Raw genomic sequence first — 24,462 nt, 5'->3', positions numbered from 1 at the left:
GCGCCAGCGTAGCGACCGTTTTCCAGGTTTTTCCGGATCAGCCCAGCGGGCCGGCATAAGGCGGAAGGCATCATCTACACACCGTGCAAGGTGGACTTCCGTTGTAGCGGCGAGGCGGTGATGGATTCCATCAGGCGTGAACCCAAGGTATCAGGCTGCGCAGGCATCCCGTGCCATAGCTGCCCTGGCGCAGGCCCCATCACTCAGCACCCAGCGATGGCTTGAGCCCAGGACAGGCTCTCAGAGCCACCCCTTGTCCCTCGCCAATCTGGCCGCCTCTACCCGGTTGGCCGCCCCCAACTTGCCTATGGCCTCGGACAAATAGTTGCGCACGGTCCCCTCTGATAGATGGATCAAGCCAGCAATCTCGGCCGACGATTTACCCTCACCAGCCCAGCGCAGCACCTGCCGCTCGCGGTCGGTCAACGGGTCATCCCCATCCCAGCCAGCCAAGGCCAGTTCGGGGTCTATCGCCCTGCTGCCGTTCGCCACCCGCCGTATGGCAGATGCCAGTTGCTCGCTGGGCGCATCCTTCAGCAGATAGCCCCCTACACCCGCAGCCATGGCCCGGCGCAGATAGCCGGCCCGGCCAAAGGTGGTCACGATCACCACCCGGGTAGGCAGTTGCAGGGCCTTTACCTGCTGCGCCAGTTCCAGCCCCGTCATCAGCGGCATCTCGATATCCGTCAGCAGGATATCGGGCCGCAGGGTTTCAACCAGCGCCAGCGCGGCGCGGCCATCGCCTGCTTCAGCAATCACAGCCAGGTCGGGCTCCAGCCCCAGCAGTGCCGCCAACGCGCCACGCACCAGCGCCTGATCCTCTGCCAACACGATACGTAGCTTGTTCACACCCGTTCCCACCCTGACTGAAACCTCATCAGCTAGCCGTTGCCAGCGGCACACTGGCACGCAAGCACGTACCGGGCTGCAGCATCGACCAATCCAGTTGCCCCCCCACCGCCAGCAATCGCTCACGCATGCCGGCCAAGCCATTGCCAGGCACGATATCGCGCTGGCTTCGGCCGTCGTCCTCAACCTGCAGCACCAGCTGGCTGGCGTTGATTGCCACCGCTATCCTGGCTTTGCTGGCGCCGGCATGGCGCACAATATTGGTGCTGGCTTCCAGCACGGCCTGCGCCAAGGCATGCTCGCTGGCTGGGCTCAGGCTGGGCAGGCTGGCGATGGCCAGCTCGGTCTTCAGACCCGCCGCACGCAACATGGTATCCGCCGCCTGGGTGGCATCCAGCAAACCCACGCTGCGCAGGCCGACGATGGCCTGTCGCACCTCGGAGAGTGCCGAACGGGCCACCTCTGCCACCTCCTGCATCTCACTACTGGCCCGTGCCGGTTCCGTCGCCACCAGCTTGTGCGATAGCTCGGCCTTGATGGCGATGAGGCTAAGGGTATGGCCCAGCAGATCATGCAGGTCACGTGCAATACGCTCGCGCTCCGCCAACTGCGCCAGCCGCTCTATCTCCTCGTCCTTCTGCGCGATGGTCCGGCGTGAAGCACGGCCGGCGCGCGCGCCCAGGGTACCAAACCCCACCCCCAGCAGAATGGCCGAGAGCACGCCGTAATAGGCGCCGCCCAAATCGTGCCAGCTGAGGTAGGCAAACGACGCCACTGTGGTGATGACGATCATGGCAGCCGCCTCCCGCATGCTTGCCCTAATGGCTGGGAAACCGGCATAGATGAACAAGGTATGGGCAAACGGGTTGTAGGGGAACAGCGCCACCCCGAGCAGGAAAATCAGCGCACTACACAGCCACAGCCGCGGGCCGGTGGCGTAGAAGCTCCCGAAGTGCAGTGGCAGGAACGCCGCTATCGCCAGTGCCGTCGCCAGCCAGCCCTCACTCTGCATGCGCTGCAGCGGCAGGAACAGAAAGGCCAGGTAGATCAGGTTGAACCAGGGGCCGTCGTAGAAGCTTTCGTCCTCCCCCTGGTCTGTCTGGGTCGCACCATCTTGCCTGCGCTGAAATGGATTCATCTTCATATTCGTCTCCTTGAGCCGCTGTCCAGACGGCGCCGGCAACGGCCGGCGCCGTCAGCTTCAGTTCGGAATCAAACCTACATCAGCCAGCTCGAACTGGAACGGCCCAGTGCGCATGGCCGCGACCAGTCCCAGCCAGGTCGTGGTCTTGGGATCAAAGCCCTTGAGGCTGGCCCACTCCAGTTTCACCTCGCGCCATTCGGACTCCGCCTTGAAGGTGGCGGCAGCGGGCTGGTAGCCGCCTGCTTGCCAAAAGGCCTGCAGTGCATAGGTTGCGCCATCGCCCCGCACCTTGAAGCGTATGCCCTTGGCGGCGGACAGATCGGTCGGCGCAAAGGGCTGCTTGCCGGGATTGAACGCCACGCCCGCCCAGGGATAGGCAAAGCCCGGTTTCAGCTCACCGTCCAGCTTGAGGCTGATCTGGCCCGAGGGTCCGGTACCCGCACTAAGCACCACCTGCGATTTGCCATTCATCACGCTATCGACGTTCTGCTGCCAGCTGCCGAAGGGCGCGGCCATCACCAGCTTGCCTGCATCGCTGCTGAACAATCCCAGCTTGCCATCCGCCGGCAAGGCCATCTGCGGCCGCGCAGCCGCCTTCGCCGCTGCCTGCTGCAGCGCCAACTGGCGCGCCTGCCGCAGCGGGCTGACTGCCACGCCCGCCTTCCAGACCTCAACAATATTGCGGGTAGCGCGGATATCCATGCTGGGGTCGCCCTTTACCAGCAACAGGTTGGCCTTCATTCCCTTGGCAATGCGGCCGCTGTCATGCAGGCCGAAGGCCCTGGCGGGCACCGAGGTCGCGGCGGCCAGGGCTTCGCTGGCGCTCAGCCCTGCCTGAGTCAGCAGTTCCAGTTCACGATGCAGGCTGGCGCCATGCAGGGTCCCTGGGTTACCCGCATCCGTACCAGCCAGAATAGGCACACCGGCTGCCTTGAGCTTGCCCAGGCTGGCACGCATCAGGGCATCGAGACGCGCACTGCGGTCAACTGGCCGCATCACCTGCTTCAACACGCCTTGCTGGCCAGCATCCAGCATATCGGCAATGGCGGCTTGCGCCAGCAGGCCGGTGCCGCCAGCGCGGCCATAAACGCTTTCATTCACCGCGTAGGTAGGAATGATGAATATCTTCTTCTGCTTGGCCAGCTGCACAAAGGCGTCGTCCACCTCGCTATCGGTAAACTGGTGCACCAGGCCGTCTGCCCCTGCTGCCACCGCATCCTTGGCCGCAGCCTGGGTGGACACATGCACCACCGCCAGTTTGCCGCGTCGATGGGTGGCCCTGATCGCCGCCGTCAGGGTGGGCAGGTCCAAGGTAGTGAAGTTGACGCCATAGTGCTTGCCGTCGTCGTAGACCAGCTTGATAAAGTCAGACCCTTCCGCCAGCCGCGCCTCGATAAACGCATCGGCATCTTCCGGCCGGCTCAGCGTGGGGATGGTGAAGCCGTACTCAGTACCATGGCCGCCCGGCGTCGTCACCAGCGTACCGGCTGTATAGAGATCGGCCTGATCCAACAGCTTGCCAGCCGCCATGCGGGCCTTGATATCGCGTGCCATATCCAGCGGCATGAACATATCCAGCTGGGTAGTGACCCCCAGCAACAGAGGCAGCTCATGGTTGGCATAGGCATGCACATGGCTGTCCATCAAACCAGGGAGCAGGGTACAGCCGTCGCAGCGCACCTCAGTGGCGCCAGCTGGGGTAGCCCCCCGGAAATCCGCATCGGCAATCTTGCCGTCTGCCAGCAGCACATGCCGTGCAGGCAGACGCTGGGTGCCGTCGAACACGGCCACATCGCGTATCAATACCGGTCCAGCCGCCAGGGCTGTGCCAGACAGTGCCAGGACACCGGCGATGACAAGGGGGAAAGCAGACATCTGTGACTCCTCTTTGTAGGCAACGTCGCCATTATTCGGCCGCCACCTTGCCCGTCCCAGTGTCCCCTGTCACGACTTGCAGCTGACAAATGTCACACCCAGTAGCCAGCCGTGCGCTGTTTGCAACAGGCATGAAAAAAAGCACCCGCAGGTGCTTTTCTTATCGAAGCAGCTACCTATCAGAAGCGGTAGTCTGCACCGAAGGTGAGGGTCGAGATAGCCACGTCGTCCATCTTGGCGTAGCGGATGTACTCGCTGCGCAGGCCGACATTCTGGGTGATCGCGTAGCGTACACCCATACCCAGCATGGCCCTGTTCTTGCTGTCCGATTCCACTTCGACTGTCGAACCATCCCTTATGGTGCTCTTGCCTTTGACATGCACCACACCCACGCGGCCGAACAGCGCGAACTTATCTGACAGCGGGAAGGTACCGACTGCCGATGCTTCCACAGCATTCAGCTTGTGATTAATGTTCCAGCTGCCGTACTGCTGATTGAGCTTGCTCAGACTGCGATAGCTCAGCTCTGCTGCAATATGGTCATTGAATTGATAGCCGCCAGTCAGCGCCCAGCTGTCGTCATAGCGATGGCCACCGACCATGTCGTCAGAGACTTCCAGCTTGGTGCGGCCCATGTCGGCCCCCACATAGAAGCCATTGGCGAAAGCCGGTGCAACCAGGGCGGCGGACAGAGCGATCAGGGTAAATTGTTTTTTCACAGTTATGCCTCTTGTTTGCATAGATTATCTACAGGTGTCTGGCGAGAACCGGCATCTAGGCCATTCCGTACACCTGCCCCCTCGGGGGCGGCGATTCTATCGCGCTGCAACAAATAGTCAAACGAGGCCGGCCTGTGGTTGCCTTGGGCGGCCCCCAGAAAAGCAGATAGCCGCAATCTGCGGCTATCTGTGGGCACTGAACGGTGGCTGGCAGATCAGTTGGAGAAGAAATCCTTCACCTTATCCATCCAGGAGTTGGCTCGTGGATTGTGCTTGGCGTCGTCCTCCAGGCTGATGTTCTCGAACTCGCGCAGCAGCTCGCGCTGCCGTTCGGTCAGCTTGACCGGGGTCTCCACCACCACATGGCACATTAGATCGCCGGTAATGGCGCTGCGCACGCCCTTGATACCCTTGCCGCGCAAGCGGAAGACCGCACCGGTCTGGGTCTCTGCCGGTATCTTGAGCTTGACCGCGCCATCCAGCGTGGGAATCTCGATCTCGCCGCCCAGTGCGGCAGTCGCAAAGCTGATCGGCATTTCGCAATGCAGATCGTTGCCTTCACGCTCGAATACGCCGTGGGCCTTGAGGTGGATAACCACGTACAGGTCGCCCGGTGGGCCGCCATTGACGCCAGGCTCACCCTCGCCGCTCAGGCGGATACGGTCGCCCTCATCCAGACCGGCCTGTATCTTCACGTTCAGTGTCTTGTAGGTCTTGACCCGTCCCTGGCCATTACAGGCACGGCATGGGTCGGGGATGACCTTGCCACTGCCGTGACAGGTGGGGCAGGTCTGCTGCAGGCTGAAGAATCCCTGCTGCACCCGAACCTGGCCATGCCCGCCGCAAGTACCGCAGGTCTTGGCCTGTGTGCCGGGCTTGGCGCCAGAACCGTGACAGGTGTCGCATTCCTCGTGCGAAGGAATCTTGATCTTGGTCTCGGTGCCGCGCGCGGCCTCCTCGAGACTGATTTCAAGGTTGTAGCGCAAGTCAGAACCGCGATACACATTGGATCGGCCACCACGGCCGCCGCCGCCGAAGATATCGCCAAAGATGTCGCCAAAGGCATCGGCAAAGCCGCCACCGCCAAAGCCACCACCACCCATGCCGGCCTGCGGGTCTACCCCGGCGTGGCCATACTGGTCATAGGCAGCCCGCTTCTGGCTGTCGGACAGTATCTCGTAGGCCTCCTTGGCCTCCTTGAACTTGTCTTCAGCATCTTTGCTGTCGGGATTGCGATCTGGGTGGTACTTCATCGCCAGCTTGCGATAGGACTTCTTGATGTCCTCATCGCTGGCGTCCCGGTTGACACCCAGAATCTCGTAAAAGTCTTTTTTTGCCATGATCAGATTTGCATAACGTGAAGTGTGAAACTAAAACAGCCAGAACCCCGGCTGCTCTGCGGCTGACAGTACCCGGCGCACCCAGGACAGCGCTACGCCTCTTCGGCACTTTGCCGTGCCCACCAGCCCAGATTATCGGGCGGTGGGACACGGCAGCATGCCCTATCCGGAAGGTAAGGCCAACTGCACCTCACCCGGAAAAGTACCGGCGGTACCCTGGTTCAGGCCAAGCGTCGGCAAACCACTGCCAGCCCCTGGCCCAGCACCCTCGCCGGTCTCTTCCACTTCACGCTTACTGCTTGTCGTCCTTCACTTCGGTGAACTCGGCATCCACCACATTGCTGTCGTCCTTCTTGGCCTCGCCAGCCGGTGCTTCGGCACCTTCTGCGCCTTGCTGGGCGGCGTACATCTTCTCGGCCAGCTTGTGCGAGGCGCTCATCAGCGCTTCGGACTTGGCATCGATGGCAGCCTTGTCATCACCCTTCACAACGCCTTCGGCTTCGGTCAGGGCGGTTTCGATGGCAGCCTTCTCGTCGGCGGCAATCTTGTCACCGAATTCGCCCAACGACTTCTTCACCGAGTGGATCAGGCTTTCCAGCTGGTTGCGTGCACCCACCAGTTCGGTCAGCTTCTTGTCTTCTTCGGCGTTGGCTTCGGCATCCTTCACCATGCGCTGAATTTCTTCTTCGCTCAGGCCCGAATTGGCCTTGATGGTGATGTTATTGGCCTTGCCGGTCGCCTTGTCCTTGGCCGACACATGCAGAATGCCGTTGGCGTCGATGTTGAACTCCACCTCGATCTGCGGCACACCACGGGCAGCGCTGGGGATGCCCTCCAGATTGAACTGGCCCAGCGACTTGTTGGCAGCCGCCTTCTCGCGTTCGCCCTGCAGCACGTGAATGGTCACGGCGCTCTGGTTGTCATCGGCGGTAGAGAACACCTGCGACGCCTTGGTCGGAATGGTGGTGTTCTTCTGGATCAGCTTGGTCATCACGCCGCCCAGGGTTTCGATACCCAGGCTCAGCGGGCTCACATCCAGCAGCAGCACGTCCTTGCGGTCGCCCGACAGCACCGAACCCTGGATGGCTGCACCCACGGCAACGGCTTCGTCCGGGTTCACATCGCGGCGGGCTTCCTTACCGAAGAACTCCTTCACCTTGTCGATGACCTTGGGCATGCGGGTCTGACCGCCAACCAGGATCACGTCGTCAATGTCGGTCACCTTGAGGCCGGCATCCTTCAGCGCAATACGGCAAGGCTCGATCGAACGCTCGACCAGGTCTTCCACCAAGCTCTCGAACTTGGCGCGGCTGATCTTCATGGCCAAGTGCTTGGGGCCGGTGGCGTCCATGGTCACGTAGGGCAGGTTGATCTCGGTCTGGCTGGTCGACGACAGTTCGATCTTGGCCTTTTCGGCAGCTTCCTTCAGGCGTTGCAGCGCCATCACGTCGTTCTTCAGATCGATGCCTTGTTCCTTCTTGAACTCGGTCACGATGTAGTCAATCAGGCGCTGGTCGAAGTCTTCGCCGCCCAGGAAGGTATCGCCATTGGTCGCCAGCACTTCGAACTGCTTGTCGCCGTCCACATCGGCAATCTCGATGATGGAGATATCGAAAGTACCGCCACCCAGGTCATAGACAGCAATCTTGCTGTCGCCCTTTTCCTTCTTGTCCAGGCCGAAAGCCAGCGCAGCTGCGGTAGGCTCGTTGATGATGCGCTTCACTTCCAGGCCGGCAATGCGGCCGGCATCCTTGGTTGCCTGGCGCTGGCTATCGTTGAAGTAGGCCGGCACGGTAATCACGGCTTCGGTCACTTCCTCGCCCAGATAATCTTCGGCGGTCTTCTTCATCTTGCGCAGCACTTCAGCGCTGATCTGCGGTGGGGCCATCTTCTTGCCCTTCACCTCCACCCAGGCATCGCCGTTGTCGGCGCGCGAGATGGTGTAAGGCATCAGGTCGATGTCCTTCTGCACTTCCTTCTCTTCAAACTTGCGGCCGATCAGGCGCTTCACGGCATACAGCGTGTTGCGGGGGTTGGTCACCGCCTGGCGCTTGGCCGGTGCGCCAACCAGAATTTCGTCGTCATTGGTGTAGCCGATGATGGACGGCGTGGTGCGTGCGCCCTCTGCGTTTTCGATTACCTTGACGTTGCCGCCTTCCAGCACTGCCACGCAGGAGTTGGTGGTGCCCAGGTCAATACCGATGATCTTGCCCATTTTGTAGTCCTCTCAATAACTTGCCGGCTTGGCCGGCTGGAATTTGTATAACCTTGTTAGCTAAGTGGGGATGGAGCGGCAGGTTTCAAGTGAGATTGTCTGCACACCGGCACCTGGCCAGTCCATCCCGGCTCAGGCCTTACTCGGCCTTGGCCTTGGCGACCACCACCATGGCGGGCCGCAGGATACGATCGGCGATCACGTAGCCCTTCTGCATCACGCTCACCACGGTATTGGCTTCCTGCTCGGCCTCCACTGCACTCATGGCCTGGTGCTTGTGCGGATCCAGCTTGTCACCGGCCTGCGGGTCGATTTCCTTGACCTGGAACTTGTCGAATGCACCACTGAGGTTGCGCAGCGTCATGTCCACGCCCATCTTGATGTTCTCTATGCTGGAGTTGTCCTTCAGCGCCATCTCCAGGCAGTCCTTCACGATCAGCAGTTCGCTGGCGAACTTGCCTACCGAGTACTTATGCGCGGCGGCCACGTCTTCCTGGGCACGGCGGCGGATATTTTCGGTCTCTGCCTTGCCATACAGCAGTGCAGTCTGCAGTTCAGCCACCTTGGCCTCCAGCGCTGCCACCTGGGCCTCCAGGCTCTCGGCAGCGACAGGCTCTTCGCGCTCAAGCGCTGCAGCATCCTGCTCAAACGCCTGATCCTGCTGGCTTTCGATGGGGTTTTCGGTCTGGTTTTCCTGTTGCATATTGCTATCTCCTGAAGCGATAGCCCACAAGATGAGGATGGTTATTGGGATTTCAAGCCCCCCCATGCAAGCCGGGCGCATCCCGGCCAGCACGCATTGCCAGGCACCACGCCAGCCAGCCACCCAGGTCGCTGCGCAGCATGCGCAAACCCACAACAGCTGTCTCCTCACCACCACGCTGCTGTTGTGATTTCATATAAATCAGACGCTCGTTTGAAAAATATGGTGCACTGCACATGAAACTCCTTATAATCGACTACACAAGTAACGGAATACCCTAGCTGGCCCACCCCATGCCAGACCCGGGTCCATATCGCCCCAAGCAGCATCCAGCCGGGGCGCCGGCAGACAGAACATCTGTCTGCCCCTCCCGAGCTACTCCCCAATGATTTGCGCGCCACCGGCTCGCCGGGGCCGCCGCCCAACGAGGTAAGAGATATGTCGACTCGCGAACAACGCATCGCCGCTATTCAACATGACTGGGACACCAACCCACGCTGGAAGGGTATCAAGCGCGGCTACACTGCTGCCGACGTCGAGCGCCTGCGCGGCTCCGTCCAGAACGAATACAGCCTGGCCCGCCGTGGTGCCGAAAAGCTGTGGGATCTGGTCAACAACGAACCCTATATCAATTGCCTGGGCGCCCTGACCGGCGGCCAAGCCATGCAGCAGGTCAAGGCTGGCGTCAAGGCCATCTACCTGTCCGGCTGGCAAGTGGCTGCTGACAACAACGAATACGCCGCGATGTACCCGGACCAGTCCCTCTACCCAGTGGACTCGGTGCCCAAGGTTGTCGAGCGCATCAACAACGCCTTCAGTCGCGCCGACGAAATTCAGCACTCCAAGGGTATTGAGCGCGGCGACAAGGGCTTTATTGATTACTACGCCCCTATCGTGGCCGATGCCGAAGCCGGTTTCGGTGGCGTACTGAACGCCTACGAACTGATGAAGTCCATGATCCGCGCTGGCGCCGGTGGCGTGCACTTCGAGGACCAACTGGCCTCAGTGAAGAAGTGCGGCCACATGGGTGGCAAGGTGCTGGTTCCCACTCAGGAAGCCGTGCAAAAGCTGATCGCCGCCCGTATGGCAGCTGACGTCTACGGTGTGCCCACCCTGGTGATCGCCCGTACCGACGCAGAAGCCGCCGACCTGCTGACCAGCGACTACGACGAGAACGACAAGCCCTTCCTGACCGGCGAGCGCACTGCCGAAGGCTTCTACAAGACCAAGAAGGGCATGGAGCAGGCCATCAGCCGCGCCGTGGCCTACGCCGACTACGCCGACCTAGTGTGGTGTGAAACCGGTACGCCTGACTTGGAGTTTGCCCGCAAGTTTGCCGAGGCCGTCCACGCCAAGCATCCGGGCAAGCTGTTGGCCTACAACTGCTCGCCTTCCTTCAACTGGAAGAAGAACCTGGACGATGCCACCATCGCCAAGTTCCAGCGCGAGCTGGGCGCCATGGGCTATAAGTACCAGTTCATCACTTTGGCCGGTATCCACTCCATGTGGTACAACATGTTCGATCTGGCCCAGGACTACGTGGCCCGCGGCATGTCGGCCTATGTAGAGCGCGTGCAGGAGCCCGAATTCGCCGCCCGCGACCGTGGCTACACCTTTGTCAGCCACCAGCAGGAAGTTGGCACCGGTTACTTTGATGACATCACCACCGTCATCCAGGGTGGCCGTTCTTCGGTGACTGCGCTGACTGGCTCGACGGAAGAAGAGCAGTTCCACTGATCTGATTGCAAGGCTGGATGGGCATGGCGCGTGCCCGGCAAAGCCGGGTTGGATAGACCAGCGCAGCTTGGCTGATCAGTCCCGCCGCCCCCGCCCCTCCCACCGGAGGGTAGCCTTGCTCGCGCTCGCCAGTGGATAGCCCACGATCAACGCCGCCCCTGCTCACCGAGTTCGGGCGGCGTGTTTCCATCGGCGATCGCCCATCGACAGTCGCCATCGATAATCAGGCAGCGCACCACGCAATGGTTTTCTTTATCGTCACCCGCAAGAGCCTGGATAACTTTCTTGCACACCGCGACAGCACGCCATGCGTGCTCTGGTTGGGCAGAAATATCCTCGACGATACCGTAGAGGCACGTATTCCGAAGTCCATGTCGCTCAACTGGTTCTATGATGCTATCGACCCAGCGGATGAGGCCAGGATGGCGGAATGCGTAGAAACCATATAACTGCATCATCCCGGTGAAGCCATCACGATCGAACCCTCGACAGGACCGCTTCCAAGCCACAGGGAAGGACACTCCAGCATGACCGAACGTATCCAGCACGGCAGCCTCGCCATCGCCCGCGAGCTGCACGAACTCGTCAACAACGAGATCATCCCCGGCACCGGTATCGCACCGGATGCCTTCTGGTCGTCCTTCGAGCAGATCGTTGCCGACCTCACCCCCAGGAATCGCGCCCTGTTGGCCCGCCGCGATACCTTGCAGGCGCAGATTGATGCCTGGCACCGTGCCAACCCCAAGGCTGACTTTGCCAGCTACAAGGGCTTTCTGACCGAAATCGGCTATCTGCAGCCGGAAGGTCCGGACTTTGCCATCAGCACCACCGGGGTCGACGAAGAGATCGCCACCCTGGCCGGGCCGCAACTGGTCGTACCGGTCAAGAATGCCCGCTACGCCCTCAATGCCGCCAACGCACGCTGGGGGTCGCTGTACGACGCCTTGTATGGCACCGATGTGATACCCGAGGCCGACGGCGCCGAGAAGGGGAAGGGTTACAACCCTATCCGTGGCGCCAAGGTGATTGCTTTTGCCCGCCATTTTCTGGATGAGACCTTCCCGCTGGCGCTGGGCAGCCACAAGGATGCCACCCTATATGCGGTATCCGACGGCAAGCTGGCTGTCAGTCTCAAGGGCGGCGAGGTGACCGGCATGCAGAATGCTGTACAGTTTGTCGGCTACTGCGGTGATGCCTCAGCCCCCACCAGTGTCCTGCTCAAGCACCATGGCCTGCATGCCGAGATCCAGATCGATGCCAGCCACCCCATCGGTGCCACCGATGCCGCCAGGGTCAAGGATGTCTGCCTGGAAGCCGCCGTCACGACCATACAGGACTGCGAAGACTCGGTCGCGGCTGTCGATGCCGAGGACAAGGTCGAGGTCTACCGCAACTGGCTGGGCCTGATGCTGGGCACCCTGGAAGACACCTTCGACAAGGGTGGCAAGCCGGTGACCCGCCGCATGAACGGCGACCGCAGCTACACCGCAGCAAACGGCGGTGAGCTGAAGCTCCACGGCCGCTCGCTGATGCTGCTGCGCAACGTGGGCCACCTGATGACCAATCCGGCCATCCTGCATCAGGGCGAGGAAGTGTTCGAAGGCATCATGGACGCCGCCATTACCGCCCTGATCGCCAAGCACGATATCGAGGGCCGTGGCAGCCTGCGCAACTCTCGCACCGGCTCCATGTATATCGTCAAACCCAAGATGCACGGCCCTGACGAGGTGGCCTTTGCCGTTGAGCTGTTCAGCCGGGTCGAAACCGCCCTGGGCCTCAAACCACTGGCGCTGAAGATCGGCGTGATGGATGAGGAGCGGCGCACCTCGGTCAACTTGAAAGAATGCATACGCGCTGCCCGCGAGCGCATCATTTTCATCAATACCGGCTTCATGGACCGTACCGGCGATGAAATCCACACCGCCATGGAAGCAGGCGTCATGGTGCGCAAGGAAGCCATGAAAGCCACCAAGTGGATAGGCGCCTACGAGAACAGCAATGTGGATGTCGGCCTGCTCTGCGGCCTGCAAGGCAAGGCACAGATCGGCAAGGGCATGTGGCCCAAGCCCGACCTGATGGCCGAGATGCTGGCTGCCAAGCTGGGACACCCCAATGCCGGCGCCAACTGTGCCTGGGTGCCGTCGCCCACAGGCGCCACCCTGCATGCCTTGCACTACCACAAGATCAATGTGGCGCAGCGCCAGGCCGAACTCAAGCTGCGGCCGCGTGCCTCGGTGGACGATATCCTTACCCTGCCGCTGGCCCCCAACACCGATTGGCATGCCGACGAAATCCGCAGCGAACTGGAGAACAATTGCCAGGGCATCCTGGGCTATGTGGTGCGCTGGGTAGACCAGGGCGTGGGCTGTTCCAAGGTGCCGGACATCCATAACGTGGGACTGATGGAAGACCGTGCCACCCTGCGCATCTCCAGCCAGCATGTCGCCAACTGGCTGCGCCATGGGATCGTCAGCGAAGCACAGGTACGCGAGGCGATGGAACGTATGGCCGCCGTGGTTGACGGCCAGAATGCCGCAGACCCGCTCTACCACCCCATGGCGCCGGATTTTGCCGGCAACATTGCCTATCAGGCGGCGTGCGAGCTGGTGTTTGAAGGCTGCAAGCAACCCAACGGCTACACCGAGCCGGCACTGCACCGCGCCAGGCTGGCGGTCAAGGCGAAACTGGCAGGCCGCTAGCCTCCATGGCTGGGATGCGGGCCGCCCAGGCCCGCACACCTGCCCATGCAGGGACAAAACCGGAAAGTACACAGCGCCGATGGCAACATCGGCGCTTTGTTATTTGTAACCATCCCGCCCACACTCACTGGTCTCGGCCTACAGCAAGGCTTGGCGCCGTCCACCTGTCACACCGCCACAGCCTGACGCGAAAACGGGCTGTATCGCCAGCAGCCAAGGTGATACATTTCATGCAATTGTCATTGCAGGAACCACCTTGATGCTTGCCACCGTACTGTTACTCAGCACGGCGAACGCCGCTACGATCGCCGTCCAGCCCGCACCTGCCGATTACCCCGCACCGCGCTTTCCTGCCTCCATCGCCGAAATGGAACATACCGTGCGCATCCAGTCGGCGCAGGCGGCTACGGGCTATAGCGTCGATCCCGCCAGTCGGGCCATGTCGCGACTGTTCTACCGTACGGTATTTGCCTCTTCCAACGGTGTGCCCAGCGGCTGGAACGGCAACCTGGCGGCCTGCAATGCCGGCGACACCACGGCCGATTTCAAGGGCGCCATACTGCGCCGTATCAACTGGTTCCGCGCCATGAGCGGCATACCGGCGGCGGTCTCCTTCGATCCCAGCTTCAATGCCAAGGCGCAACAGGCTGCACTGATGATGGCAGCCAACAAGTCGCTGAGCCATTCCCCCCCCACCAGCTGGCTGTGCTACACCAGCGGGGGGGCTGATGCAGCCGGCAATGGCAATATCGCCCTGGGCAACTTCGGCCCAGGCGCCATTGCCAACGGCTATATCAGCGATGGCGGCGGCAACAATGCAGCCGTGGGCCACCGCCGCTGGATACTGTATCCACAAACCCAGTTCATGGGCACCGGCGATGTGGATGGCAGCATTGCCGGCACCAGCAGCAATACGCTGTGGGTGTTCGACGGCAATATGTGGGGCGCCCGCCCCGCCGTGCGCGATGACTTCGTGGCCTGGCCGCCCAAAGGGCACGTGCCCTACACCACGGTGTACCCGCGCTGGTCGTTCTCGTATCCCAAAGCCGATTTCTCGGCCGCCACCGTGACCATGACCCAGAACGGCAGTGCCATGGGGCCGGTCAAGCTGGAAGCCGTGGCCAACGGCTACGGCGACAATACCCTGGTTTGGTTCCCTGCCGGCACCCGCGATGGCGTCAACCTGCCCAAGCCGACGGCCGATACCACCTACAACGTGACCATAGGCAATGTGAAGGTGGGCGGTGCGACGCGCACCTTCAACTATGCCGTCACCGTCTACGACCCCGATGTGGCAGGCACGGGAGACATCACGCCCGTACCCACGGGCAGCGCCTCACCCTTCGTCGGGCAGGCCACGCCCTACCAGTTCGAGGCCGTACCTGGCGCCACCGCCTACCAGTGGCGGCCAATCTCGCTCACCCCCTTCAGCCTGAACGATGGCGCCGAGTCCGGCAGCGGCAACTTCAGCCTGTCCACCTCGGCCGGCTACAACGTGGTGCAGGGCGATCTGGTTGCCGGCGGTGCGGCATCGTTTCACCTGGCCCATCTCAAGGCCACCGACCAGACCATGACGCTGACGCAACCGTTCTACATAGAGCGTGGCGCCAGCCTCAGCTTTGCCAGCCGCCTGGGCCTGGCAACCAGCGACCAGCACGCCAAGGTAGAGCTCTCATTGGACGACGGCGCCAGCTGGACTGCCCTGTATCAACAGGCCGGCAACGGCAAGGCCGAGAGCAGCTTCACGGTGCGCGATATCTCGCTGGCCCAATATGCCGGCCGTACTGCACAACTGCGCTTCCGCTATGCCTTCTCGGTGGGCAGCTTCTATCCGCAGGCCAGCAAGGGCACGGGCTGGTACGTGGACAACATCGCCCTCAGCGGCGTCGCGGCTTCATCACCCGGCAGCCCCACCACGGTCGCCAGCAATACCTTCAACTACACCCCGCCCGCCATCGGCAAGGCACTGTTGCAGGTACGGCCCGGCATGTACAACGCCTTTGGCGACTGGGGCCCTGGCCTGGAAGTAGCCGCAGTGGGCGGCACCAAGCCCACGCCGTCTGAGGCCGAGCGGCTGATGAACTGGGCCGAGCGTACCTACCCGCAATATTTCAGCCCGGCAGCGACCAGCCAGCAGATCGACATCTACACGGCCCGTGCCTATGCCAAGGGCTACTACCTGGGCCTGGCTAACGGCATCGTGTATGTCTATGGCCCTGACTTCGGTCCAGATATCCTGGCGGTGGGCCCAGCCAGCAGCTTCCTGGCGACCTGTGGTTGTTAGAGCCTGGTATTCATAGGCAGGCGGTAGCGTGTGCTTAAGCGCAGTGCAGGCACCCGGGTAACCCGGGTGCTGACCATTGCAGCAACTCAAGCAGCGGCTCCCCCTTGATTTAGTCCCACCCCTACACCCCGCCCGCCGGCGGGGAACCTCGCTAGCGCTCGAGCTGGCCTGGGCTCACAGCGGTGGCGTATGTATAGACGCATTGCAGGCACCCACGGAACCCGGGTGCTGACCAGTGCAACAACTCAAGCAGCGGCTCCCCCTTGATTTAGTCCCACCCCTACACCCCGCCCGCCGGCGGGGAACCTCGCTAGCGCTCGAGCTGGCCTGGGCTCACAGCGGTGGCGTATGTATAGACGCAGTGCAGGCACCCACGGAACCCGGGTGCTGACCAGTGCAACAACTCAAGCAGCGGCTCCCCCTTGATTTAGCCCCACCCCTACACCCCGCCCGCCGGCGGGGAACCTCGCTGGCGCTCGAGCTGGCCTGCTCAAGGTTTCTTCGCCGTATCGTTCGCAACCTTGCCGAATGAAGGGCAAAGCACCCAGGTCATTGCCCCTGCTGGTCCACCACCCAGGCAGCAAAATCCGCAGCTGGCATGGGGCGGGCAAAGAAATAGCCCTGTATATAGTCGCAACCCATATCCTGCAGCATGCGCCACTGGGCATCCTGCTCTACCCCCTCGGCCGTTACCCGCGCGCCCAGGCCGCTGGCCATGGTAATCATGCTGCGCACCAGCAAGCGGGTGCTGTGGTCATGCAAGCCATCGATGAACAGCTTGTCCAGCTTGATCTTCTGCACCTTGTAGCGCCGCAGGAAACTGAATGTGGCGTAGCCCGTACCAAAGTCGTCTATGGCGATATCGATGTCGGCCGCCTGAAAAGCCTGCAGATTGGCCGTGATGGCGGTCGATGTCTCCAGTGCCAGCCCTTCGGTCACCTCGAACTCCACGGCAGAGCAACTCACCTGATGCCGGGCCATGGCGGCAAACAGCCGGATGGCCAGCCTCTCGTCCTCCAACTGCCTGGGTGAGAGATTGATCGCCAGCCGCAAGGGAACCGGCAGCTGGCTCTGCCACTGCTGCAGTTGCGCCATGGCGGTCTCCATCACCCAATCACCCAGTTCCAGTATCAGCCCACCTTCTTCTGCCAGCGGGACAAACTCGGCTGGTGACACCACGCCGAACTCGCTATCGCGCCAGCGCAGCAACACCTCGGCGCCCACCGGCTGGCGACTGGCGGCATCGACAAAAGGCTGGTAAGCCAGGCTCAGGCCCCCCTGCACCAACGCACGGCGCAGCGCCTGCAGCAAGGCCAGCCGGCGCTCCGCCAACGCTCTTAGCGTCTGGTCATACCAGACCAGCCTATCCCGCCCACCATGCTGGGCCTGGTCCAGTGCCAGGCAGGCCTCCTGCAACCGTGCCGCACCCAGCTCCTCTGCTTCACACAGCACAGCGCCCACCCGGCACTGTGGCCTGAACTGCTGGGTGCCCACCATGATGGGCTCGGTCAGTTGCACCACCAGGCTACTAAGGCGTGCATGCCCGGCTGCGGCTTGGCCAGCGTAAAGCAACAGGTCGAAACGCTTGCCGCCACTACGGGCCGCCAGTTCGTCGGCTTGCAACCCCGCACTCAAGCGTGCTGCCGTGGTAAGCAGCACCGTATCGCCTGCCTCGCGACCATACAGCAGGTTGATGTCCTCCAGTTCGTCCAGCCGCAGCACAGCCACCACCACCATGCCACTCCAGTCCTGCCGCCGCAGCAGCAGTTCCTCGCTCAGGCGCAAGGCGCTCGACAGTCCGGTTAGCGGATCGAAATACACCTGCTTGTGCAGATGCTGTTCCACATCGCGCCGGCTGGAGGTCTCCAGCGACAAGGCCACCAATGCGGCGGCGGCCACCAGGAAGTTACCCTCGTCCTGCAACCACTGTGTTCCGGCCTCACGCTCCACCTGCACCTCGCCCACCAGGCGGCCATCACGTATCACAGCCGCGCGGGCGCGCGCCTGCGGTGCATCCTCCAGCATCAGGTATTCCTGCGCGAGCAGCCTGGGGTTGTTTGTCCGCTGCGGCACTGCCTGCGCCGGCCAGGTAGACTGGCTGGCGACATCGATATCGGCGAGCGCCGTATCCACCTGCGCATCATGCCGCAGCAGACTGACCCGCTGCGCCCGGACGGCCTTGCCCAGAATAATGGCAAAGCGCTGCCAGTAATCTGCATCAGTGGCATCCGAGCCATGGTGTTGGGCATAGGTCAAGGCAACTAGGGCGACATTGGCGGCGCGCATTTGCGCCTGACTGGCCATCGCCACGCTCAAGGCACGCTGACGCAGCCGTGCGTCACGCAACAATCCCCACCCCAGCAACAGTATCAACATCACCAGCAAACCGGCGGGTACCAGCAGGGCATGGACAAACGCACTGCCGCTCTGCTTGGGCCACCAGACAACATAGCGCCCCTGCACGCCGTCCACCTGCGTCAGGGCCACAGAGGCCGCGCCCGCCATCCGCTCGCTGCTCACGGTCAATCCGTCCAGCCGTTGCTGTGACAGCACATCAGCCACCCGCGCCACGTCCAGCTTGCGGGCAAAGACTAATACCCGGTCCGCGCGCAGCTTGGCGTATTTCGTAACGTCCTGGGGCTGCACCCGTAAGGCAGTTACCCAATAGGCATGGTCGCCCCAGCGCAGGTCACGGCTGACTTCCTTGCCGGCCGCCGCCGCCCTGGCGTCACTCAGCAAGGCCCGCCAGGCTGGCAGACGATCCAATTCGAACTCGGCGCCTTCCCTCAGCTCACCGCGCAGCATCAGACGTAATACGCGACGGTCGCCCTCTGCCAGGATCATCAGGTCTATCTTGAGCTTGGTGTGTATGGTCTCGGTCGTGCTGGCGTCGAACCATGCCAGGTCCGGCTGCGCCGGCATGCCTACCTTGCCATACATGTCGTCCCACAAGGCATAGTCCGACAGGCTGGCCGGCAGCTGGCGCTTGGAGGCATCCAGCAGCGCCATGACCAGGGCCTGCTCGGCCGCCACCGCAACCTCGTTCTGGCGCACAGCCGTACGCCACAGCAGCCATGCCAGGCCACCGATCAACAACGCGATCAGCAACATCATGCTGAGCACGTATCGATGCAGCGTCTGGCGGGGGAATCTCGGCTGGGGGTTCAAGTCGCCTCCGTGGCTACGCCTACGAAAGGCACAGCTCAAGGCAACTATAGCCAAGCCTGCAGCGTTGGAGGAGCCTGCCTTGTGCTTGCCAGCCGCAGCGCAGGGATACCAGCCCATCAGGCACCCGGGAAACCCGGGCGCTAGCCCCATGCGTATCTCAAGCAGCGGCTCCACCTTGATATAGCCCCACCCCTACCCCCGCCCACCGGCGGGGAACCTCGCTACGCTCGAGGGCGCCTACCATGTCCATCACCTGACCAGCGACGCCTGCTCCATCGTAACAGCGGCTGTTCCAGCCAGTGATGGAAGAGCAACCCACAGCCAACGCACAGCAGGCAGGCCAGCAGCAGCACCAGCAACCAGGGGCCTTGCTGCTGCGGCATACCCTGGCCCAGCAGCCAACGAAAGGCCGGTAACCCAGCCAGCAGCAGCAAACCCATATGGGTGAGATAGATCGAATAGGAAGCATCACCCAGTTTTTCCAGCCAGGCCAGGGTCCGGCTACGTGCTTCCCAGTAAGGCGACAGACTGGCCTGCATCAGCACGGCAAGGGCCAGCCCCAGAACAGAGATGCCCAGGCCATCCTCGGCAATAGGCTTACCCGATTGCAAGAAAGAGACTGCCAGCCAGAAACATAATGTGGCGGCCAGTGGCACCGAGTACTCCACCAGCCAGCGCCCCACCGGGCTGATAGCGCCATGCCGTGCCCACAAGGCGCTCGCCATGCCAAAGAAGAACAGCAAGGAATAGTTGGAGAATAGATACGCCACCGACCAGGGTATGCTGACCAGCTTGCAGGCAAGCAATACGATGCCCAGCAACCAGGACACCATCAGGAACAGGCCCAGCCTGCGATTCAATATCAGGATGCCAAATACCAGATAAAAGGCCAGTTCAAACCGTAGGGTCCAGCCTATGCCAACCACCATGGGTTCGGGTGTGGCCGGGTGCAGTATCACGATATCCATCAGCGGGCGCAGCCACTCCCCGCTAGTGCCCAGGTACCAACCCGCGGCCAGCGTCACCAGCAAGACCACCCAGTAAGGTGGGTAGATGCGCAGTAGCCGCTTGAGCAGGTAGACGCCGGCACGGTCGGGCTGACCGATATCGTCGGCATGCATCCACATGATGATGAAACCGCTGAGCACAAAGAATAGCTCCACCCCCAGGCTGCCTATCGCCAATATGCCGCCCAGCAAGGGCGCGCCGGCAAATGGCGCCAGCAGCAGGGCGCAGTGAAACACCAGCACCATCATCGCCGCCAGGCCCCTCAGGCATTGCAGGGTATGCAGTTGCTGCGACGCTTGCACCCCGCACTGTACCTGCTGACCAGGCAGCGGCGGCGCCACGGTAAAGTTGGGGGGCAAGGTAGTATGCATGCGTAGTCCAGGCAGAACGGCCCGCCGACGGCGATACCGGACACGCCGGGGTGAGCACGGGCAAACCCGGATCGTGGCAGAGCACCTTGCCCGGCCTGGATCCATTGCATGCAGTATGTGGAGCTTGCCGCCAGGCCGCTGTGAGCCAGCTCACAGGCCTGCTGGATAGCGCAGAACTATAGCGGTGGCGGCGGCAGGTAACGGCTGGTGCGCTTGGCTTCTTCCGCCTGGCTGGCCTGCCGTTGCAGCTCGGCAATCTGCGACGCCAGTTGCTGCCGCATCGCCCGGGTCGCCGACGCCTCCGCCCTGACACGGGCTGCCGCCTGCTCGTTGACCTCATGCCGTGTCTGCAACTGCTGGCTGCGCTTGAATACCGTTTCGTCGCTGCTATCGCTACCCGCCAGGCGGTCGAGTTCACCACGCAGCCGGCGGCCCTCTGCTTCGCGCGCCAGCACTTCTGCATCCAGCCGGTTTTCCAGCGCCTGCTTGTCGCTGTACTGGCGCTGCAGCTCGACCAGGTCCGATTTGGGGGCGCAGCCGGCAAAGCAGAATTCGCCGGTAAACGAGGTATAGACATAGGGTACTTGTTTACGTCCCAGGGCCAGCAGGGTTTCACCCTGCACACCCTGGCTTACCCGCTTCAGCATGTCCTCTATGCCCAGCCGGGGCGTGGCAATGTGCTGAAGAAAATGCCGGGTGAGCGTGCCGTTGCGCCCGCTGCCGTCAAAGGCGGCTTCATTGGCGCCCGTGGCATACAGCACCATGGTGCCTGCCGGCACGAAATCCATGCGGGCCAGACCCTGGCGGCTGAGTTGTCCCGCCCAGGGGTTGTCCCGGCAAGCGTCCAGCACCACCAGGTTCAGACTGTTGCGTGCCTCGCCCAGCGCCTGCATCAACACCCGCAGATTGACGGTTTCGTTCTCCAGCGCCGCCAGCGAGCGCAGCGTGGCCTCGGTCGGTATCAGGTAGTTGTCGCCATGGATCTGGACTGCGTGACCGGCGTAGTAGAACACCCCGATATCGGCGGGCCCCAGGCTGGCGGCATAGTCGCGTATGCGGGCATGCAGCACGGCTGCCGTCGGCAGATTCTCCAGGCAAACTGAGGCAAAGCCCTGCTGACGCAAGGCCTCGCAGATATCCACCGCATCATTGCGCGGATTGCGCAGGCTGCCCGCGTGGACATAGTCGGCATTGCCTATGACCAGGGCCAGCCGCCGTGGCGGCTTGGCCTCGGCGGCAACCGGCAGGTTTGCCAAGGTCATGGCAGCGGCAAACAGCAGGTAGGCTAGGCAGCGGGACAAGGTAGGCAAATAGACACCCCAGTCAACATCCCACAGGGAATAGGTGTTTTTCTTCTTGTGGATTTTAACACGACCCACTCTCCTCTCTGGCGCAGGTTCGCCTGCCGCAGGATCGCCTGCCGCTACTTCTGCTCCAGCAGGTAGCAGGCCTGGTCGGTGTCCCACCAGCCGGCCTGGCGCCAGCGGCGCAGTGTGGCGGCATCCTGGTCAAACTGCGGTGGCGGAGCAGGTTCGCCGCCGGCCTCGAAATCCTGGCGCCAGGCATCCCAGGCGGCTACGGCTGCCAAGTCCACCGACTCGTCCTGCAAATGCAAGGCCCACGCCGCCAAACACCCTTGCCGCCCCTTCAGTTGCACCTGTGCCAACAGGCGCGGCTGCAGGCCCAGGCGCCTGGCGGCGGGCAGCATCTCTGCCGTCACGATCAATCTGGCCGAGAAATGCCGGGTCAACGCCTCCAGCCGTGCCACCAGATTGAGCGGATCGCCAATGATGCCAAACTTGCGTATGCCGCCCTCCGGCCCGATCTCGCCCATGCAGACCTTGCCCCGCGTCAGTGCCACCCCGGCAAACAGCCTGGCCGCCACTTGCTCACGCTGCGCCAGCGGCATGCTCGGCGGCAGTCGTTGGGGCAAGGCCTTCAACCATACCTGTTGCCGATGCAAGAGTGCCACAGCGGCTTGCAGTGCCTGCACACCATCGCAACGCTTCTCGCCACCAGCCAGGTCTGGCCAGTAGTAGCACACCATATCGCCCATATAGGACTCCAGCCAGGCGCCATGCTCAAGCTGCATGCCTGCGGTAACCTGAGTCAGGTAGTCGTTGATGAAATCGAATACGGCTAAGGCCGAGGGCAACTGGCGGGTCAGGCTGGCGTAATCCGCCAGATCGCTCATCAGCACCACGGCCTCCACCTGCTGCCCCTGCTTGGCCAGGGGCGTATCCGCCAGCAGCAGATGGCGCACCTGCGGCGGCAGAAAGCGCGCCAGCACACTGTTCTGGCTCGTGCGCAGGTAGAGATGCCCGGCATGGCAGACACTGCCCGCCACCAGCAGGGCTATCAGCAAGGCTGTCCAGGGCAGCAGGGCATAAGGGTAGACCAGCGGCGCCATCAACCAGGCTGCCCCACCCAGCACAAGCGCCAGCAGGCCCAGCCACCGGGCACGCAGATAGCAGCAGGCAGCGATCCAGCCAGCCAGCATCAGCAGTCCCAGCAGCATCAACCATGGCCAGGGCAGCAGCCTGGGGCCATCACCCTGCAGCAAGGTGGCCAGGCCGTCCTCAATCAAGCGGCCACCCGAGCGCAAAGCCACGCTGCCCCCGGGGCCAGTGGGCACCATATGTACGTCTTCCACCCCTTGCTCATCGGTCAGCTGCAGCACCACATGGCGCTCCTGCACCTGGGGTGACAGCGCTTGCCAGCGCCAGGATTCGCAAGCGGTCAATTGGCTCAGCGGCAGCGGGGTACTCCTGCCGGCATCACCAAAACGCAAGGCCAGCAGGCCAGCCGTATTAGGGGACGGCATGGCAAACGCCCCCAGCAAGCTACCGGCATCCGTAGCCATATGGCGTATCAGCCCATCTGCCCCCAGTGGCAGGGTAGGTTGCACCATGCGCACGCCGTCGGCAGCACCAAACAACCAGGAGCGGGGCGGCGGCTGGCGGTCAGACAGCGGGGTGGGCAGTATCAATGCCCGCTGCGCAGCTGCATCCATATCCAGCGGCGCTGTGCGGTTACGGCCGGCCAGTGTCTGGCAGGCCTGCTCCCCCAGCAGGGTGCATACTCGGGGGGGTTCTCCTGTCGGCAGACAGGCAACAAAATCCTGGGCGCGACGATTGCGCAGGGCAATCTGGGCATCCAGCACGACCGAGCGCGCGCCCATGGCGACCAGCCGCTCCACCGCCAGCGCCTGCAGGGTCAGAGACTGCTCGCGGGATACCGAGAGCGGGATATCGGCATCAAACACCACCCGCTGCGTCAAGGGTGATGCCTGCCGCTGATTGGCGGCCAGTACCCGGTCATAGAAAACTGTATCCAGCCACCGCCACTCCAGCCCGAGGCTGGCGCCGGACGCCAAGGTCGCCAGCCATAGCGCGGCCAGCCACCAGCGTGGCCGGCTCAGGGGCAACGCCAGGCATAGCGCCCGGCGCATTGCCGCGATCACGGCGCTTCGACGCGCCATTGGATGGTGTATTCCGCCTCGCCCGCCAAGGCAGGCTGCTGCAGGGCCAAGCGATGCAGCACGCAGCTCGCCAGCACAGCATCATTCTCCGCCGTGGCGGCAAAGCCCTGCTTGGCTTGATAACGGAGGACCAGATTCAGGGGCCAATGCAGGCCCTGCTTTTGCCGGCACAGATCCAATACTGCCACCTGGCCCTGCATCCAGGCGGCAAGCACATCGTCGTCACCGGGTGTGCTGGCCGCAATCGAACGCAGTTGTACGGTGGCGGCCACGCTGGCACGTTGTCGCAAAGGTAGGATGGACTCCACCACGCATACCGGCGCCGCCTCCTTGCCGCATCGCAACTGATCGCCGCGCCACTCGCAACCCGCCGATGCCAGCCGCGACTGCCAACCCGATCCGGTCTGCAGGCGCAAGACCAAGGGCCGGTCACTCCAGCCATCGCAGCGCAGCCGAGCTGGCTTGCTGCCCGTAGGTGCCGCAATGCTCAGTGACACAAAGCCATGCGGTGCAATCACCAGCTCGCCCTGCTCCAGGCGCAATCTGTCCTTGCCAGCGCAGGGTGCCTGGTTGTGGTAGCGATCACTGGAGCTGGGGTCGATCACGATGCTGCACGCCATCGCATGACCCACGCCGGCCGCCGCCCATAGGACTGCAGCCACCGTTATTGGTACATGGCGCATTCCCCGCCTTTTCATGCCCATCTCTCCTTAGAGCCTGTTATGAACTTAAGTTATTGATTGTTTGTATCGGGCTGTGCAGGCGCCAGGGAAACCCTGGCGCTAAGCGTCAAAGCAGACTGATACAGCAGGCTCTTCCCTGATTTAATCCACACCCTCCGCCCTCGCTTGGCGACGGAAGTCCACGTT

Annotated in this window: 16 protein-coding genes; 3 read left to right on the top strand and 13 right to left on the bottom strand. The window is 62.6% G+C overall.

Annotated features, from left to right (window positions below):
• Positions 1-240: 240 nt before the first annotated feature.
• The 7 genes from QWZ03_RS13020 to grpE form a co-directional block, all read right to left on the bottom strand.
• Positions 241-849, bottom strand: coding sequence for a response regulator transcription factor (locus tag QWZ03_RS13020; RefSeq protein ID WP_290333113.1), 609 nt, complete (start codon positions 847-849; stop codon positions 241-243).
• Positions 850-877: 28 nt separating this feature from the next.
• Entirely contained in the window at positions 878-1,993 is a 1,116-nt protein-coding gene (locus tag QWZ03_RS13015) for a sensor histidine kinase (protein WP_290333112.1), read from the bottom strand.
• A gap of 57 nt (positions 1,994-2,050) precedes the next feature.
• Positions 2,051-3,868 carry a CIA30 family protein gene (locus QWZ03_RS13010; protein WP_290333111.1) on the bottom strand — a complete coding sequence of 606 codons (1,818 nt, stop codon included), beginning with the start codon at positions 3,866-3,868 and terminating at the stop codon, positions 2,051-2,053.
• A 179-nt stretch (positions 3,869-4,047) separates the two neighbouring features.
• Positions 4,048-4,587 carry a porin family protein gene (locus QWZ03_RS13005; protein WP_290333109.1) on the bottom strand — a complete coding sequence of 180 codons (540 nt, stop codon included), beginning with the start codon at positions 4,585-4,587 and terminating at the stop codon, positions 4,048-4,050.
• A 215-nt stretch (positions 4,588-4,802) separates the two neighbouring features.
• Positions 4,803-5,927, bottom strand: a complete 1,125-nt coding sequence (gene dnaJ, locus QWZ03_RS13000) for a molecular chaperone DnaJ (RefSeq protein ID WP_290333108.1) — start codon at positions 5,925-5,927, stop codon at positions 4,803-4,805.
• A 292-nt stretch (positions 5,928-6,219) separates the two neighbouring features.
• Positions 6,220-8,142, bottom strand: a complete 1,923-nt coding sequence (dnaK, locus tag QWZ03_RS12995) for a molecular chaperone DnaK (RefSeq protein WP_290333107.1) — start codon at positions 8,140-8,142, stop codon at positions 6,220-6,222.
• Positions 8,143-8,281: 139 nt separating this feature from the next.
• A complete protein-coding gene (gene grpE, locus QWZ03_RS12990; RefSeq protein ID WP_284198300.1) occupies positions 8,282-8,845 on the bottom strand; it encodes a nucleotide exchange factor GrpE in 564 nt (187 codons plus the stop codon).
• 438 nt (positions 8,846-9,283) lie between these two features.
• On the opposite strand from grpE, the gene aceA reads away from it, so the two are divergent.
• Complete coding sequence (aceA, locus tag QWZ03_RS12985) at positions 9,284-10,582, top strand: isocitrate lyase (protein WP_284198299.1); 1,299 nt, start codon at positions 9,284-9,286, stop codon at positions 10,580-10,582.
• A gap of 146 nt (positions 10,583-10,728) precedes the next feature.
• Here the strand turns inward: aceA and QWZ03_RS12980 are convergent, their stop codons facing one another.
• Complete coding sequence (locus tag QWZ03_RS12980) at positions 10,729-11,130, bottom strand: hypothetical protein (RefSeq protein WP_290333106.1); 402 nt, start codon at positions 11,128-11,130, stop codon at positions 10,729-10,731.
• Between QWZ03_RS12980 and QWZ03_RS12975 the strand changes: the two genes are divergently transcribed.
• Both QWZ03_RS12975 and QWZ03_RS12970 read left to right on the top strand, forming a co-directional pair.
• Positions 11,110-13,281 (top strand): malate synthase G, encoded by a 2,172-nt coding sequence (locus QWZ03_RS12975; protein ID WP_290333105.1) that lies wholly within the window; start codon positions 11,110-11,112, stop codon positions 13,279-13,281. The two genes, QWZ03_RS12980 and QWZ03_RS12975, sit on opposite strands and share 21 nt — an antisense overlap.
• A 259-nt stretch (positions 13,282-13,540) precedes the next feature.
• Positions 13,541-15,565 carry a CAP domain-containing protein gene (locus tag QWZ03_RS12970; protein ID WP_290333104.1) on the top strand — a complete coding sequence of 675 codons (2,025 nt, stop codon included), beginning with the start codon at positions 13,541-13,543 and terminating at the stop codon, positions 15,563-15,565.
• A gap of 549 nt (positions 15,566-16,114) precedes the next feature.
• On the opposite strand, the gene QWZ03_RS12965 is transcribed toward QWZ03_RS12970, so the two are convergent.
• The 5 genes from QWZ03_RS12965 to QWZ03_RS12945 form a co-directional block, all read right to left on the bottom strand.
• Positions 16,115-18,679, bottom strand: a complete 2,565-nt coding sequence (locus tag QWZ03_RS12965) for a bifunctional diguanylate cyclase/phosphodiesterase (protein ID WP_290333103.1) — start codon at positions 18,677-18,679, stop codon at positions 16,115-16,117.
• A 275-nt stretch (positions 18,680-18,954) separates the two neighbouring features.
• Positions 18,955-20,112 carry an acyltransferase family protein gene (locus tag QWZ03_RS12960; protein ID WP_290333102.1) on the bottom strand — a complete coding sequence of 386 codons (1,158 nt, stop codon included), beginning with the start codon at positions 20,110-20,112 and terminating at the stop codon, positions 18,955-18,957.
• Between the two features lie 176 nt (positions 20,113-20,288).
• A complete protein-coding gene (locus QWZ03_RS12955) occupies positions 20,289-21,491 on the bottom strand; it encodes a caspase family protein (RefSeq protein WP_290333101.1) in 1,203 nt (400 codons plus the stop codon).
• A gap of 44 nt (positions 21,492-21,535) precedes the next feature.
• A complete protein-coding gene (locus QWZ03_RS12950) occupies positions 21,536-23,593 on the bottom strand; it encodes an adenylate/guanylate cyclase domain-containing protein (RefSeq protein WP_290333100.1) in 2,058 nt (685 codons plus the stop codon).
• Complete coding sequence (locus QWZ03_RS12945) at positions 23,572-24,291, bottom strand: hypothetical protein (protein WP_290333099.1); 720 nt, start codon at positions 24,289-24,291, stop codon at positions 23,572-23,574. The genes QWZ03_RS12950 and QWZ03_RS12945 overlap by 22 nt, the downstream gene beginning before the upstream one ends.
• Between the last annotated feature and the right edge of the window lie 171 nt (positions 24,292-24,462).

This window comes from Chitinimonas viridis, assembly GCF_030409555.1.
GTDB lineage: Bacteria > Pseudomonadota > Gammaproteobacteria > Burkholderiales > Chitinimonadaceae > Chitinimonas > Chitinimonas viridis.
The sequence above is the reverse complement of the archived record's forward strand: the minus strand, read 5'-3'. Positions and strand labels throughout refer to the sequence as shown.

Excerpts from the sequence above, each read along its gene's own strand:
- QWZ03_RS13015 (WP_290333112.1), bottom strand. The coding sequence starts at position 1,993 with ATGAAGATGAATCCATTTCAGCGCAGGCAAGATGGTGCGACCCAGACA.
- QWZ03_RS13010 (WP_290333111.1), bottom strand. The coding sequence starts at position 3,868 with ATGTCTGCTTTCCCCCTTGTCATCGCCGGTGTCCTGGCACTGTCTGGC.
- dnaJ (WP_290333108.1), bottom strand. The coding sequence starts at position 5,927 with ATGGCAAAAAAAGACTTTTACGAGATTCTGGGTGTCAACCGGGACGCC.
- dnaK (WP_290333107.1), bottom strand. The coding sequence starts at position 8,142 with ATGGGCAAGATCATCGGTATTGACCTGGGCACCACCAACTCCTGCGTG.
- grpE (WP_284198300.1), bottom strand. The coding sequence starts at position 8,845 with ATGCAACAGGAAAACCAGACCGAAAACCCCATCGAAAGCCAGCAGGAT.
- aceA (WP_284198299.1), top strand. The coding sequence starts at position 9,284 with ATGTCGACTCGCGAACAACGCATCGCCGCTATTCAACATGACTGGGAC.
- QWZ03_RS12975 (WP_290333105.1), top strand. The coding sequence starts at position 11,110 with ATGACCGAACGTATCCAGCACGGCAGCCTCGCCATCGCCCGCGAGCTG.
- QWZ03_RS12970 (WP_290333104.1), top strand. The coding sequence starts at position 13,541 with ATGCTTGCCACCGTACTGTTACTCAGCACGGCGAACGCCGCTACGATC.
- QWZ03_RS12965 (WP_290333103.1), bottom strand. The coding sequence starts at position 18,679 with ATGATGTTGCTGATCGCGTTGTTGATCGGTGGCCTGGCATGGCTGCTG.
- QWZ03_RS12960 (WP_290333102.1), bottom strand. The coding sequence starts at position 20,112 with ATGCATACTACCTTGCCCCCCAACTTTACCGTGGCGCCGCCGCTGCCT.
- QWZ03_RS12950 (WP_290333100.1), bottom strand. The coding sequence starts at position 23,593 with ATGGCGCGTCGAAGCGCCGTGATCGCGGCAATGCGCCGGGCGCTATGC.
- QWZ03_RS12945 (WP_290333099.1), bottom strand. The coding sequence starts at position 24,291 with ATGAAAAGGCGGGGAATGCGCCATGTACCAATAACGGTGGCTGCAGTC.